This is a genomic window from Granulicella aggregans (assembly GCF_014203275.1).
Taxonomy (GTDB): domain Bacteria; phylum Acidobacteriota; class Terriglobia; order Terriglobales; family Acidobacteriaceae; genus Edaphobacter.
On record NZ_JACHIP010000004.1, the window covers coordinates 151,417 to 167,157 of the forward strand.

A 15,741-nucleotide genomic window follows, 5' to 3' on the forward strand; every position below is an offset into this window, starting at 1 on the left:
TCACTACAAATTGACGACATCTACGCTGGATCAGGCCACTACCAGAATTGCTACAACTTCTCTCCCCGGTTCTTTGTCCGACTGGCTTCAACGCATTGAGAACCGTACGGCCCGGGTGGGCATCGTTGGCCTGGGGTACGTTGGACTTCCGCTGACGCTGCTCTTCAGCGAGGAGAAGTTCCGCGTTACCGGCTTCGATATCGACTACGGGAAGGTGGAGCTGCTGAACGCCGGTGAGTCGTATATCCACCGGATCGAGGCGGAGCATATTCGCGGGGCGCAGGAGGCCGGGTTCTCGGCGACCTCTGATTTCTCAGAGATTGCGGATATGGACGCGGTGTTGATCTGCGTGCCGACTCCGCTACACGAGAACCATACGCCGGATATGAGCTACGTGGTGTCGACGATGGAGGCGATTGCGCCGCATCTGCGCGCGGGGCAGCTGGTGGTGTTGGAGAGTACGACGTATCCGGGGACGACGGAAGAGATCGTGGTGGAGACGATCAACCGGTATGGGGCTTCGCGCGGGTTGAAGGTGCTGCGCAAGGGGCAGGACGATCTTGATGGCGTGATGGTGGCGTTTTCGCCGGAGCGGGAAGATCCGGGCAACGTCGTCACGCCGCGGCGGGACATTCCGAAGGTGATTGGCGGAGTGGATGAGCGGGCGGCGAAGGCTGCGGAGGCGCTCTATGGGACGGTGTTCAACCGGACAGTGCTGATGTCGTCGCCGGCGGCAGCGGAGATGACGAAGCTGCTGGAGAACATCTACCGGTGCGTGAACATTGCGCTGGTGAACGAGATGAAGCAGCTGTGCGAGAAGATGGGGATCGATGTCTGGGAGGTGATCGACGCGGCGGCGACGAAGCCGTTCGGGTTCCAGGCGTTTTATCCGGGGCCGGGGGTGGGTGGGCACTGCATTCCGGTCGATCCGTTTTATCTCACGTGGAAGGCGGAACAGTATGGGCTGCAGACGCGGTTTATCGAGCTTGCGGGCGAGGTGAACGAGTCGATGCCGCTGCATGTGGTGGAGACGGCGGCACGGGCGATGGAGAAGAACGGCGTCCATCTTGGCCAAGCCCGGGTGCTGGTGCTTGGAGTTGCGTACAAGAAGGATGTCGATGATCTTCGGGAGTCGCCTTCGCTGACGATTATCGAGTTGCTGCAGAAGGCTGGAGCGACGGTGGCTTATAACGATCCGTTCTTCCCGACGGTGGGTCGTGGGCGGAAGTATGACCTGAATCTGGCTTCGACTCCGTTGGAGCAGGTGAGTGATTTTGACTGCGTTTTGATTGCTACGGATCACTCGGACTACGACTACGAAAAGATCGTAAGTGAGGCGCGGCTGGTGGTAGATTCTAGGAACGCAACGCGGGCGATCAAGTCGGCTAAGATCGTGCGTTGTTAGATTCTTGTGCGGTTGGATGTTTACGTTCCCACATCTCAGGAGCGAGATGTGGGGCACCCTGTCGAGTGTGACTGGGTTGAGAGGACAGGACGTGGCCTTTAGAGCCGCCCCTGGATGTACGTTTTCTGCCATTCCCGTTTTGAGATTTGTGAACTAACTCCTCTCTTACTTTTCCAGGTTCTGCGTTGACTGACTGCGAACTGGCTTGCAGCATCGTTGAAGATGCCGCAGGTGGTCCGGAGCAGGAGCATGGGCCTTCCGACTCTTCCCAGATGGCGGCGACTGTGCCGCGGAAGAATGCACCGCCGCGCCGGTTTGTGGTGCGGATCGGTGGGGCTTGTTGTGCTTGCTTGTGGGTTGGGATTGGGGCAGGATTTGCCGCTTGGTGTCCCGCTTCCTGATGGTGGATCGCCGGGTTCCACTCATGCGATAGGGCCGCATGAATGGGGCACAAACTACGGGAGAACGGGGCACGGGTTGCGGGCGCGGCGGTTTATGGCTGGGCGAGGGCGTGCTGCGGCGGCGATGGAGATGGCGCGGCGACGGCAAGCGGCGATGCTCGCTGAACCGCGGGCGGCTTCGTCGACGGTTTCGTTGGCGGCTCCATGGCAGCCGGTGGGGCCGATGCAGGTGGCGAGCCTGGCGTATGGCAATGTGACCGGGCGGGTTACGGCGATTGCCATCGATCCGGCTGACGCGACGGGCAATACGGTTTATGTGGGGACGACCGGCGGCGGGGTTTGGAAGTCGACGAACGCGGCTGGAGCAGCGGCGGCGGTGAAGTTTGTTCCGCTGACGGATACGTTGCCAGTTTTCTCGCTCGATAGCGGGCATACGGCGGTGGCGTCACTGAGTATCGGGGCGATGGGTGTGGCGAACGGGCTGGGCGGGAGTGTGATCCTGGCTGGGACGGGAGACACGAATGACGCGCTGGACTCGTTTTACGGGAGCGGGGTGTTGCGGAGCGTCGATGGAGGAGCGACGTGGACGTTGGCGCAGGAGTCGGATGACGGGGTGAACGGGATACACAGCTTTGTGGGGCTGGGGTTTGCGGGGCTGGCGGCTTCGACTGGATCTACAGGTTCGGCTTTGCCGGGGGTCTGGGTGGCGGCGGTGGGGGACGCAGCGGAGGGGGAGTTTGTGAACGCCGGGGAGTCGGGATACAGCGTTCGCGGGCTGTACTTTTCGGAGGACGCGGGCGTGAGCTGGCAGATGGCCGTGATCAAAGACGGAAGCCAGATTGTGCAGCAGCCGCTGTTATACGGGGCGAATCTGGGCGGAAATGCGGCGACGGCGGTGGTTTGGAATCCGGTGCGGCAGAGGTTTTATGCAGCGGTGCGGTTCCACGGATACTACGAGTCGGTGGATGGGACGGTGTGGACGCGGCTGGCAGCGCAGCCCGGAGCGGGGCTGACGGCGGCGGCGTGTCCGACGAATTCGGGGACGACGGGAAGTACCGGCTGCCCCATCTTTCGCGGAGCGCTGGCGGTGCAGCCGGAGAGCGGCGACACGTTCGCGTTCACGGTGGACGCGTCGAATGGCGACCAGGGGATATGGCGTGACAGTTGCGCGGTGGTGGGCGGGAGTTGTGCCAGTGCGATCTCGTTTGCGACAAAGCTGAATGCGGGGCCGCTGGAGACGGGAGGGGCGATTCCCCAAGGGGACTATGACCTTTCGCTGACGGCGATGGCTTCGGGGAGCAGTACGCTGCTGTTTGCGGGGGCGCTTGATCTTTATCGGTGCAGTTTGACTACTGCGGCTACGGGGGCGGGTGGGTGTGCGTTCCGGAATACGACGCATGTGGACGATGGGTGCGCGGCTCCGGCGATGGTGGCTCCGGGGCAGCATGCGCTGGCGGGGCTGGTTGGCGGGTCGCTGCCGCTGGTGTTTGTGGGCAATGATGGCGGGTTGTGGAGGTCGCTCGATGGCGTGGCGGAGGACGGGAGTCCCTGCGCGGTGGACGATGCGAGCCACTTCGACAATTTGAATGGAGGGCTCGGGTCGCTGGCGGAGGTGGTGCAGTTCTCGCAGCATCCGACGGACTCGAACATGCTGCTGGCGGGGCTGGGAGCGAATGGGACGGCGGCGACTTCGACGGCTTCGGATCTTTCGGCGTGGGGACAACTGGCGGATGGGGAGGGAGGTTATTCGGCGATCGACCCGGTGAGTCCGACGAAGTGGTATGCGTCGACGGCGGCGGGGGTGAGCATTACGTATTGCAGCAAGGGAAGCTCGTGCGCTGCGTCGAACTTCGATACGCTGCCGACGATTGGAGCGCCGCAGGTGACGCGGGATGTTTCGCTGATCGATCCGCCGTGGCTGCTGGACCCGGCGTTGAGCTCGAATGTGCTGATTGGGACGTGCCGGGTGTGGCGTGGGCCGGCGGCGCAGAGTACAGCGTGGCCGTCGACGAATGTTTTGAGCAGCGAGTTTGGCGGCCCGCAGAACTCGGCATGCGATGGGACGAACAACTTTGTAAGGTCGCTCGCTGCGGGAGGACCGGGGACGACCGCGAGCACGGCGGCGGGGAGTGGGTCGACGGTGCTGTATTCGGGGATGGCGGGGGTGCTCGACGGCGGAGGGAGCGTGGGTGGGCATGTATTTGCGACGGCGGCGGCGAACGCGGCTAGTTCGGGGACGGCGTGGACGGATCTTGCGGGCTCGCCGGTTACGAACGATGGGGTGAATGGCGGGGTGTTCAACGCGGCGGGGTTCGATATTTCCTCCGTGGCGGTCGATCCGCACGACACGACGGGAATGACGGTGTATGCGACGGTGATGGGGTTTGCGGGCAATGGAGTGACGGCGGTGCATGCGTATCGCTCGACCGATGGCGGGGCGCACTGGACGAACATCGGGAGCAATCTGCCGGATGCGCCTGCGAACAGCATCGTGGTCGATCCCAACGATGCGGGCACGGTTTATGTGGCGACGGATACGGGAGTTTATGTAGCTACAAACGTTACAAGTTGTGCGAGCGCGAATTGCTGGAGTGTTTACGGCAGCGGGTTGCCGAATGCTCCGGTGGTGCAGCTGGTGGCTTCGGCGACGACGCCTGCGGGTGGTGGGTCGAATGGCGAGTTGCGGGCGGGAACGTATGGGCGAGGGATATGGCAGATTCCGCTGCTTACGGCGGGGCCGGGTACGAACGCGGCGATTACGCTGACGCCGGTGGCGCTCGCGTTTGGGACGGTGGCGGTGGGAGCGGCGAGTGGGGCGCAGACGATTACGGTGACGAACAGCGGGAGTGCGGCGCTGGTGGTGTCGGGTATGACGGCGACGGGAGAGTTCACGGAGACGGATAACTGCGTGGGGTCACCGGTTGCTGCGGGCGGAAGCTGCGCAGTGCAGGTGGTGTTTGCTCCGACGGCGGCGGGGGCGGCGACGGGGGTATTGACGATCTCGGCGAACGTGGCTGGAGGGCGGGCGACGGCGGCTCTGAGTGGGACAGGAGCGGCTGCGGGAGCGGTGGTGCTGACTCCGCCTTCGGTGAGCTTTGGGACGGTGACGGTGGGAGGGACGTCGGCGGCGCAGAACGTGGTGATCGCGAACACGGGTGGGGTGGCGGTGGCGCTGTTTTCTGAGAGTGTGACGGGAGACTTTCAGATTGTGAGCAACGGGTGCGGAGGCTCGCTGGCGGCGGGAGGGAGCTGCACGGTGGGGCTGATCTTCGCGCCGACGTTGGCGGGGACACGGAATGGAAGTTTGGCGGTCGCGGACTCGGCGGGGACGCAGCTTGCTTCGCTGACCGGGGTGGCGGCTTTGAAGGCGACGGATACGCTTTCGCCAATGGCGCTGACGTTTGGGGCGCAGATGGTGGGGACGACGAGTGCGTATCAGACGGTATTCCTGACGAACGCGGGAGATACGGCGCTGACCGGGATCTCGGTTGCGATCGGGTCAGCGGATTTTCAGTTGGTGAACAGCTGCGGCACGGCCTTGAGCGGACATGCGGCGTGCAATATGCAGGTAGCGTTTGCGCCTACGGCGGCAGGGACTCGTACAGGGACTCTGGTGGTGACGGACGAGTATGGGTCGCAGACGGTGGCGTTGACGGGGACTGCGGTCGCGGTGCCAACGGTGGCGCTGACGCCGAGTTCGCTCACGTTTCCTTTGACGACTGTGGGGCAGCGGAGCACGTCGCAACAGGTGGTGGTGACGAACGCGGGCGCCGGGCAGCTTACGTTGGGAACGGTCTCGGCTACCGGGGACATTACGGAGACGGACAACTGCGGCAACCGGACAGTGACAGGGCCGTTCAGTTGCACGATCCAGGTGACGTTTGCGCCGAGCGCGCCGGGGACGCGGACGGGCGTGATCACGGTGAATGGGACGCAGGCGGGGCAGCAGGCGACGGCGATGGTGACTGGGACGGCGGTGGCTGCTGCCGCGATTGCGCTGACGCCGGGGAGCGTGGACTTTGGGACGCTGGAGGTGGGGAAGACGAGCGCGGCGCAGAGTGTGTCGATCTCGAATACCGGAGGGGTGGCAGCGACACTCGAGGTGCCTGTGGTCTCCGGGGACTACCAGCTCACGGCGAATACGTGTGGGCCGTCGCTTGGGCCGGGTGTGGGATGTACGGTGTCGATCGTGTTTGCGCCGACGGGTCGGGGCACGAGGGGCGGGGTGTTGAATGTGCTGGATTCGGTGGGGGGGCAGCAGGCTTCTCTGACCGGCACAGGGGCGACTGCACCGACGGACTCGCTGTCGGCGCAGTCACTGAGCTTTGTGCCGATCCTTGCAGGGACTTCCAGCGCGGCGCAGAGTGTGACGCTGGCGAATGCTGGGGACGAGCCGTTGACACTGGTGTCGGCGAAGATCGCGAGCGGGCCGTTCTCGGTGACGAGCGGGTGCTTGGCGGTGTTGAATGGGCACTCTTCGTGCACGATGCAGGTGGTGTTTTCGCCGACCGTGGCAGGGGTGGCGACCGGAACGCTGGTGGTCTCAGACGCGCTGCGGTCACAGACGATCGCGCTTTCAGGAAGTGCCTATTCGCCACCGGCGGTGGGGGTGCCAGCGGGGCCGGTGGTGTTTCCGTTGACGGTGATCGGACAGACGTCGGCGGCGCAGACGGTGACTGTGTCGAACCCGGGTGGCGGGACGCTGGTGATTGGGTCAGTGGTGATCGGGTCGGGGGTGGCTGGGCCGGGGACTGCGGGGCCGGGGACGTTTGCGGAGACGGACAACTGCCTTGGCGCGGCATTGAGTGGGGCGGCGACGTGCTCAATACAGGTGCGGTTCTCGCCGCTCTCGGCGGGCGTGTTGCAGGGGACATTGACGGTGAACGGGACGGGGAATGTAACGGGGCAGCCGTCAAACGCTGCGACGGCCACGGTCGGGCTGACGGGGACGGGAGCTACGCCGGCGCAGATTGTGCTTGTGCCGACGGCGCTGAGTTTTGGTTCGGTGACGCTGGGAGCGACGAGCGCGGTGCAGAACGTCACAATCTCGAATACGGGCGGCATCGGGGCGGCGCTGACGACGATCACGGTTACGGGGGATTTCAGCACGCCAGTGGAGACGTGTGGGCAGTCGCTGGCTCCACAGACGGGATGCACGGTGTCGGTGGTGTTTACGCCGAAGGCTGGGGGAGCGCGGACTGGGACGTTGTCGGTGACGGACTCGGTGGGGGTGCAGACGGCGAGTCTGACGGGGACGGGAGCTTCTCCGGCGACCGATGCGCTGTCGCCGCCGACGTTGAGCTTTGGGACGGTTACGGTGGGGTTGGCGAGCGCGGCGCAGGCGGTGACGCTGACGAATGCTGGCGATGAGACGCTGACGCTGATTGCGACGACGGTGTCGAATGCGAATTTCACGGCGATGAATCAGTGCGGGGCGAGGCTGGTGGGGCATTCGAGTTGCGCGATCCAGGTGACGTTGACGCCGGTGGCGGATGGGGCGGTGACGGCGACGCTGACGGTCTCCGATCAGTTTCGGTCGCAGGCGGTGGCGCTGAACGGGACGGGATATGAGCCGCCGACGGTGGCTTTGACGCCGGGGATGGTGACGTTTGCGGCGACGGTGGTTGGAGGGAGTTCGGCGGCGCAGACGGTGATGATCTCGAACTCCGGCGAAGGGCAGATCACGGTGGGGAAGGTTTCGGTGACCGGGGAGTTTGTGGAGACGGATGGGTGTGCGGGGAAGGTGTTGAGCGGGAACGCGAGCTGTGGTGTGGCGGTGGTGTTTGATCCGACGGCGTCTGGGACGCGGCAGGGAGTTCTAACGGTGACGGGAGCGGCTGCCGGGCAGGTGGCGACAGCGATGTTGACGGGGACGGGAGCTACGCCGGCGGCGATCGTACTTGATCCCACGAGCATGAACCTTGGGACGGTCACGCTGGGGAGTTCGAGTGCGGTGCAGTATCTGACCATTTCGAATACGGGAGGGGTGGGGGCGACGCTGCAGGGGGTGTCGATTAGTGGAGATTATGTGCTGAGCGCGAATACGTGTGGGGGAGCGCTGGCGACGCAGACGGGCTGCACGGTGGGGATTGTGTTCACGCCGACGGCTTCGGGGACGCGGGCGGGGATGTTGACGGTGACGGATTCGGTGGGGATGCAGACGGCGGCGCTTACGGGTGTTGGCGCGAACACTGCGACGGATGGGCTGAGTCCGCTGGCTCTAACGTTTGCGCCGCAGCAGTTGAATACGCGGAGTTCGGCGCTGATGGTGACGCTGACGAATACGGGGGACAATGCGCTTACGCTGATCTCGGCGCAGGTGACGAGCGGGGACTTTGCGGCTACGAGTGCGTGTGGGAGCTCGCTGATTGGACATGCGAGCTGTGCAATCTCGGTGGTGTCGGTGCCGAAGAGCGTGGGGGTGGGGAGTGGGACTCTGACTGTGTCCGACCAGCTCAAGACGCAGACGGTGGCGCTGTTGGGCACGGGCGTGGCTCCGCCGGGGGTGACGCTGTCGCCCCTGGCGGGGCTGACGTTTGGGGCGACGGGGGTGGCTACGCTCTCCGCGCCGCAGGTGATGACGTTGTCGAACAATGGTGGGGAGCCGCTGAATGTGGCGGGAATTGAGTTGACGGGGGACTTTAGCGTTCCTGCGGTAACGAATGCCTGCACGGGGACGGTTGCGTTGGGAGGGTCGTGTATGTTCCAGGTGGTGTTTGCGCCGGTGGTGGGAGGAGCGAGGACGGGGACGGTTTCGGCGATGACAAATGCTCCTGGGCCGCCGACGGTGCTGCCGCTGGCGGGAATGGGGGTGGATTTTTCGCTGACGACGAATGGGGCGACGAGCGTGACGGTGAGCAGCGGCAAGGCGGCGGTGTATCCGCTGCTGCTGAGTTCGGCTGCGGGGATTCCGGGGACGGCGACGCTCGGGTGTACGGGAGCTCCGGCGAATGCGACGTGTGTGGTGACGCCGGGGAGCGCGGGGCTGGGGACAGCGACGACGATCTCGGCGACGGTGGATACGGGGGTGACGGTGGCTACGGTGGCTTCGGTTGTGCGGCCATCGGGAGTGTGGTGGGTGATGATTTTGCCGGTGGTGTTGCCGTTTCGGCGTCGGCTTCGTTTCCGGGGCTTGTTGATGTTTGTGGGGCTGATCGCGCTGGCTGGATGTGGGTCGGGGCGGACAATTCCGCCGGGTGGTGGAGGAAGCGGTGGAGGAGGGTCGCCGGTGACGCCGAACGGGACGTATTCGATTGTGGTGTCGGCGACGAGTGCGGGGTTGACGCGGTCGGTGACTTTGACGCTGGTGGTGCAGTGAGGTTTGTGGAGGACCGACCCCTGGCCAAAGGCGAGCCATGGGTGGGGCACCCTAAATCACAGGTCTCTAAATCGAGATGTGGGACACGCCAGACGCAGGGGTTAGCATGCTGTTGAGCAAACGAAAGCGAGGAGCTTTATGAATCGGACTGTTGCTACTCTTTGTGCGTTAGTTCCTTTCGCTGTTGGAGCTGCGGCGTTTTCGATATCGCCGCCGGTGGGTCTGACGCGAACCGATCTTCAACGGCATGACATCTCCATCGAGGGTCACGAGGCGATCCAGACGCGGGTGGACTTCGCGCCGGGTGCTGTCGCGCCATGGCATAGCCATCCAGGGGAGGAATTGATCTATGTTCCCGAAGGCGAGCTGGAGGTTCAGTTGGAGGGGGAGAAGCCGGTCACGCTGAAGGTTGGCGATGTCTTCTTCGTTCCCGCAGGGAAGGTGCATATGGCGCGCAATCCGGGAACGGTTCGGGGCGTGGAGCTCGCGACGTATGTCGTCGAAAAGGGCAAGCCGTTGCTGGTGCGCGCCAAGGACACGGAGAATCGTTAACGGACGGCAATTCAATGAAGAAGGCGGCGAGGTAAGTGCTGCTGAGTAGTATGCAGGAGAGCGCCGAACCTGCTGATTCCTACTGTGAGCGGACATAATAGAGGGATGAAGATCCTGCAGTCCTCTACCGTTCTGGTTTGCACACGTCGTCTTTGCCTGGCCGCTATCCTGCTTGAGCTGGCATGGTGTCCGCAGTTCGTCAGTTCGCAGACCGCCACGGTGCCGCAGGACCGGCTTGCGGAGGTGAATCCGTTCATCGGCACAGGTCCTGAAGGCCACACCTTTCCGGGCGCGACGCTTCCTTTTGGGATGGTTCAGCTCTCGCCCGACACGCAGATTCGGGCCTTCAAACAGAGCTACAAATGGGCGTCGGGGTATCGCTACGAGGACTCGACGATACTGGGCTTCTCGCATACTCACTTCTCTGGCAGCGGGCACTCTGATCTGGGCGACTTTCTCGTCCAGCCGATCTCCGGCGAGGTGCGGCTTGAGCCGGGCGATGTGGAGAAGCCACTCTCCGGATATGGCTCGCGCTTCAGCCACAAGCAGGAGCACGCCGAGCCGGGTTACTACTCCGTCGACCTGCAGGACTACGGTGTTCATGCCGAGCTTACGGCGACTGCGCGCGTTGGAGTTCATCGCTATAGCTTCCCGTCGGGGAAGCCCGAGCATCTTCTGATGGACTTGCGGTCGTCGATCTATAACTACGCCGGCAAGGTTTTGTGGTCTCGGCTCCGTATCCGTGAAGACGGAACCGTGACTGGAATGCGTGAGACCCGGGGATGGGCACCGGGCAGGCAGCTCTACTTTGCCATGCGCTTCTCGCAGCCTTTGATGCGGCACAGTCTGTACGATCGCGAGCCGCTCGCGGTGGAGTACAAGGGCTTCAAGACTCCGGGGACGACGCCCGAGGACACGCAGGCGATGGAAGGGCGCGGGTTGGTTGCCGTATTCGACTTTACGCCTACGAGTTCACCGCTGATCGTCAAGGTCGCGTTGTCTTCGGTGAGCGAAGAGGGCGCTGTCGCCAACATGGATGCCGAGGTGCCAGGGTTTGACTTCGACGCTGTTCATGCCGCCGCGAAGTCAACGTGGGCGTTGAAGCTGGGCGTTTTGGATATCTCCGCTGGCGAGGACGTTCGCAAGAATCTCTATACGGCGCTCTATCACGCGATGATGTCGCCGAATCTCAGCATGGATGTGGATGGCAGCTATCGCGGGCCGGATAACCAGGTCCACCGTGCCAAGGGCTTCCACTTTGTATCGAATCTGAGCCTATGGGATACCTATCGTGCGGAGCAGCCGCTGATGACGCTGCTGGAGCCGCAGGAGCGCACCAGTGATCTTGTGAACTCGATGCTGGCTTCGCAAAACTACAGTCCCTTTGGCATCTTGCCCATCTGGCAGGAGCAGGGGATCGAGACATGGTGCATGATCGGCTATCACGCGGTGCCGGAGATTGCGGACGCCTATATGAAAGGCATTCGCGGCTTCGATGCGGACCTCGCGCTGAAGGCGATGGTGACCAGCGCAACCTATGCTCCGTATGGAAGCCTCGGCGACTATATGAAGCTTGGCTATGTTCCTGTGGATCATGACGACGAGGCCGCCTCGAAGACGATGGAGTATGCCTTCGATGACTGGACCATCTCGCGGATGGCGTCTGCGACGAAGAACAAGGAGGTAGCGGCTGAGTTCGGGCATCGCGCCGCAAACTGGCGGAACAACTTCAATGTGAAGGACGGCTTTGTGGAGCCGCGTCTTGCCAATGGAGAGTACCGGGTGCCGTTTGATCCAGCGAAGGCAGGGGCCGGGAGCGGCTTTACCGAAGGGAACGCGTGGCAGTACTCCTGGTATCAGCCGCAGGACGTGCAGGGTCTGATCAATCTGCTTGGAGGCAAGCAGAAGCTGGTGTCGAAGCTCGACGCCATGTTCGACGCGAAGATCGATACGAAGGACTATGCCGCAGTCGAGGACATCAGCGGCATGATCGGGCAGTATATCCATGGGAACGAACCTAGCCATCATCTGGCGTATTTGTACGACTATGCCGGTGAGCCGCTCCGTACGCAGGAGAGGCTGCGCAATATTGTGCAGACGCAGTACCGGCCTGCTCCTGACGGCCTTGTAGGAAATGACGATCTTGGCCAGATGTCCGCTTGGCTCATCTTTACCTCATTGGGCTTTTATCCGGTTGCACCGGGTTCAAACGAGTATGTGATTGGGCGGCCTTTTGTAGATGAAGCCACGATGCATCTTCCAAACGGGAAGAGCTTTCATGTAGTCGCTACGGGCATGAGCGATCAGAATGCCTACGTCACGTCTCTCACGCTCAACGGCAAGCCTTTGACCCGAATGTACCTTCGTCACGAGGAGTTGATGGCTGGAGGCGAGTTGCGTTTCGTGATGGGGCCGAAGGCAGAAGCGAAGTGGTCGCGAGAGCACCTGGAGCTGCCGTTTTCCATCTCGAAGCAGTGATGGCTGGCCTAAGTGTTTTCGGCAATCCACTTCGCCTTTTTATGGTTCAAGAGTGTGGATGAAAGTTCAAGAATTCTGTTGGCGGGTAGATCGAAAACAGCCGTCTTGCGGAAGCGCGAGAGTCGAAAGTGTTATGCGCATGGCGAGGTCAGGTGATTACTAAAGAGTGTGGATATTTCTAGTCTCACGATAGACGTTGTTCGGACGAAATCGATGAGGCAGATGCATTTGTATTCTCTTGAGCTGGGCGCCCGCATTCGGAAGATCGCCCTGGGACTCTTCCTTGGCATAGCTCTCGTCCAGGCGGGAGTTCCCGCAGCCTTTGCTCAACCCTACCCGGACCTGACCACCGTGCGTCAGATACGTGATCTGTCTCCGGAACGGGCTGCGGCTGAGCGTCCCGTGCGACTACAAGGCGTTGTGACAGCGGTATCGGGCTGGAAATCATCCTTCTTCTTCCAGGACAATACCTCGGGAATCTCGGTGGATCGCCCTGACAGCAATCCAGAGCTTAAGGCGGGGCAGCTCGTGGAACTGGTCGGGGTGTCGGAGCAGGGCAAGTTCGCGCCGGTGGTGAAGGCGAGATCTGTGAAGGTGCTCGGCATGGGCACGATGCCGACGGCGAAACTGGCTGGATTGGGAGAACTTGCGGGAGGCGCGCTCGACAGCCAATGGGTCAAGATTCAAGGCGTCGTGCACCGAGCTGAGGTAAAGAAAGTCTGGGGTCGTGACGTACTCGCCCTGGAGTTGGATATCGGCGGAAGTACGCTGGCCAACGTCCGCATCCGGGATTTTGCGAAAGATGGCTGGCAACATCTACCGGCGTCGACGATCTCTTTGCGGGGCGTTTGTGGCACGGTGTTCAACGACAAGAGACAGTTCATCGCGTTGCGATTCTTCGTCCCCGCGCTCGACGAGATCAAGGTCCTGACTCCTGGGCCAATGGACCTCTTCGACCGACCGCTTACCGAACTCAGCAAGATTGGCAGCTTTCGTCCCGGAGGGGGCGACTCCAATCTGATTCGGATTCGTGGCACTGTCACTTATCTGCAGGGCGATGGCAAGGTCTATCTGCAAAGCGGCTCCGAAGGCGTCCTAGTCCAGACAAACCACGAAGCTGCATTGACCGAGGGAGAGGGAGTCGAGGTCGTAGGTTATCCTCGCGACGGCGACTACTCGCCGTACCTTGAGGCAGCAGTCCTTCGCCCCATGAGCGCCGCCCGGCAGGTGGTGAATCCGCCATCGGTCAGGGCATCCGACTTTATTGTTGATCGCGATGGATTCCCTTCCTCTCCTTACGACTCTTCGCTTGTTCGCGTAAGCGGCTTCCTGCGGCAGGTGATTCACGGAAGCGACGATGAGGTCCTGTTTCTCCAGGATGGAACGACCGTATTCACCGCGAGGATGGCAAGCTCCGTGGCGAAGCGCCGCATCCCGGAGATTGGAAGTCTGATAGAAGTTACCGGCATATGCGGGACAAGGGTCGATAGCGCTCACGATCCTCGCGGCTTCCGTGTGCTTCTCCGTTCCGTATCGGACATAACTGTCTTGCGTGGCGCTCCGTGGTGGAGCGCAGAGCACGCCAAAGAGATTGTCATGATCATGGCGGTCGCGCTGGCAGTGATGTTTCTAGTGCTGGTTCTCTATCAGCGCGAGGCGACGTTGCGTCAACTGTCACTGAGCGATCCGCTCACCGGCGTCCACAATCGGAGAGGCTTTACGTTATTAGCCGAGCAGCAGTGGCAGTTGGTTTTGCGCAGGAAGACGTCACTTCTCGTCTTCTATATCGACCTGGACAAGTTCAAGGAGATCAATGACAGCCTTGGACATAAACAAGGCGATATTGCTCTGCAAAGAGTGGCAAATATTCTGCGCAATTGTTTCCGGAAGTCGGACATCATCGGGCGCATGGGTGGCGACGAGTTCGCAGTCATGACGTGCGACGCTGCGGTTTCGTCGACGGTTGAGCTGGAACATCGGCTGCGGCAGCTGGTTGCCCAGAGCAACCGCGAGTTCGGCGGTGCATTTGAGCTTTCGCTGAGCATTGGCATCCTGCTCTGCGATTCGTCGATGAGCGGTTCAGGCGTTGAGGACCTGCTTGCCCATGCCGATGAGCTTATGTACGAACAGAAGATGGGCCGCCGGAGCCTCGCCGATGCACCGGCGCAGGCTGTCGTAGTCACGTAACGTCGCGCATGAGGATGGGATGGTGAGGCGGTCAGGCAGATTGGGCGGCGCTGACTGCGGAGGCCCATGCCCATTGGAAGTTGTAGCCGCCTAGCCAGCCGGTGACGTCGACGACTTCGCCGATGAAGTAGAGGCCGGGTAGTTTGCGGGATTGCATGGTTTTGGCGTCGAGTTCGCAGGTGTCGACGCCGCCAGCGGTGACTTCGGCCTTGGCGTAGCCTTCGGTGCCGGCGGGGCGGAGGGGCCAGGCGTGGAGGGTGGCTTCGAGGGATTCGAGGGCGGAGTTCGTCCATCGCTCGGGGGAGTTCAGGGCGACCCAGCGCTCGGCCATGCGTGCGGGGAGGATGGAGCGAAGGGCGTTGGTCGCGGCGGTGGTGTCGCGGCGGGCGGTGGGGGCTAGTAAATGCGAAAAGACCTGTTGGTTAGGTGCGAGGTCGAGTTGGATGGGGTCGCCGGGGTTCCAGTAAGAGGAGATCTGCAGGATGGCTGGTCCGCTGAGGCCGCGATGGGTGATGAGCATCTTCTCGCGGAAGGTGGCGCGGGGTTTCTTTGTGGAGTCTGCCGCGATAACTTCGGCAGATAGGCCGGAGAGGTCGGCCCAGTTTTGTAGATCGTCTGTGGACAGAGTAAATGGGACGAGGCCGGGGCGTGTCGGGATGATGTTGAGGCCGAATTGGCGGGCGATCTCGTAGCCGAGGCCGGTTGCGCCCATCTTGGGGATGCTGAGTCCGCCGGTGGCGACGACGAGGGAGTCGGAGGTGAAGAGGCCTCGTGAGGTGGCAACGGCGAAGTGCTGGGCTTCAGATTTTGTTACGGATTCGATGGTGGTGCCCGTGAGGATGCGGACGCCTGCTTCATTACACTCGCGTTCGAGCAGGGCGACGATCTCCTGTGCGGAGCGGTCGCAGAAGAGCTGGCCGAGGGTCTTCTCGTGGTAGCGGATGTTGTGCTTTTCGACCAGCGCGATCATGTCTTCCGGGGTGAAGCGGGAGAGCGCGGACTTGGCGAAGTGCGGGTTTTCGGAGAGGAAGTTTTCGGGGCGGGTGTTGAGGTTGGTGAAGTTGCAGCGGCCTCCGCCGGAGATGAGGATCTTCTTGCCGGCGCGCTCGGCGTGGTCGAGCACGGCTACGGTGCGGCCTCGGCGGCCCGCCTCAAAGGCGCACATGAGGCCGGCGGCGCCTGCGCCGAGGATGAGGACGTCGAAGTGGGTGGAGGTGGGCAAGTATTTAGTTTATGGGGTGGCGACGGTTGTGGCGGACCCACCCATGGCCAAAGGCGAGCCATGGGTGGGGCACCCGCGCCCCTCCGTTGGGTGAAAGGTCCGGGCGGTTGTTGCAATGTGTGCGGTGTCGGGGTCCTTCGACTGCGGCGCTGCGCGCCTTCGCTCAGGATGACGAAGT

Annotated in this window: 6 protein-coding genes; 5 read left to right on the forward strand and 1 reads right to left on the reverse strand. The window is 62.4% G+C overall.

Annotation, left to right across the window (positions count from 1 at the left end):
- Positions 1 to 10: 10 nt before the first annotated feature.
- From HDF16_RS14405 to HDF16_RS14425, 5 genes are all read left to right on the forward strand, one after another.
- Positions 11 to 1,405: a nucleotide sugar dehydrogenase gene (locus tag HDF16_RS14405; RefSeq protein ID WP_221312862.1), complete on the forward strand. Its 1,395-nt coding sequence runs from the start codon at positions 11 to 13 to the stop codon at positions 1,403 to 1,405.
- A gap of 297 nt (positions 1,406 to 1,702) precedes the next feature.
- Complete coding sequence (locus HDF16_RS14410) at positions 1,703 to 9,124, forward strand: choice-of-anchor D domain-containing protein (RefSeq protein WP_184217803.1); 7,422 nt, start codon at positions 1,703 to 1,705, stop codon at positions 9,122 to 9,124.
- A gap of 138 nt (positions 9,125 to 9,262) precedes the next feature.
- Positions 9,263 to 9,676 carry a cupin domain-containing protein gene (locus HDF16_RS14415; RefSeq protein ID WP_184217804.1) on the forward strand — a complete coding sequence of 138 codons (414 nt, stop codon included), beginning with the start codon at positions 9,263 to 9,265 and terminating at the stop codon, positions 9,674 to 9,676.
- A gap of 105 nt (positions 9,677 to 9,781) precedes the next feature.
- The gene (locus HDF16_RS14420) at positions 9,782 to 12,154 is read left to right on the forward strand and encodes a GH92 family glycosyl hydrolase (RefSeq protein WP_184217807.1); all 2,373 of its coding nucleotides are present in this window, start codon (positions 9,782 to 9,784) and stop codon (positions 12,152 to 12,154) included.
- 222 nt (positions 12,155 to 12,376) lie between these two features.
- Positions 12,377 to 14,341, forward strand: a complete 1,965-nt coding sequence (locus HDF16_RS14425; protein ID WP_184217809.1) for a GGDEF domain-containing protein — start codon at positions 12,377 to 12,379, stop codon at positions 14,339 to 14,341.
- A 31-nt stretch (positions 14,342 to 14,372) separates the two neighbouring features.
- On the opposite strand, the gene HDF16_RS14430 is transcribed toward HDF16_RS14425, so the two are convergent.
- Positions 14,373 to 15,563, reverse strand: coding sequence for an NAD(P)/FAD-dependent oxidoreductase (locus HDF16_RS14430; RefSeq protein WP_184217811.1), 1,191 nt, complete (start codon positions 15,561 to 15,563; stop codon positions 14,373 to 14,375).
- Positions 15,564 to 15,741: the final 178 nt, after the last annotated feature.

What these genes read in the sequence shown, in the direction of transcription:
- HDF16_RS14410 (WP_184217803.1), top strand. Translation starts at nt 1,703, where the DNA reads ATGCACCGCCGCGCCGGTTTGTGGTGCGGATCGGTGGGGCTTGTTGTG.
- HDF16_RS14415 (WP_184217804.1), top strand. Translation starts at nt 9,263, where the DNA reads ATGAATCGGACTGTTGCTACTCTTTGTGCGTTAGTTCCTTTCGCTGTT.
- HDF16_RS14420 (WP_184217807.1), top strand. Translation starts at nt 9,782, where the DNA reads ATGAAGATCCTGCAGTCCTCTACCGTTCTGGTTTGCACACGTCGTCTT.
- HDF16_RS14425 (WP_184217809.1), top strand. Translation starts at nt 12,377, where the DNA reads ATGCATTTGTATTCTCTTGAGCTGGGCGCCCGCATTCGGAAGATCGCC.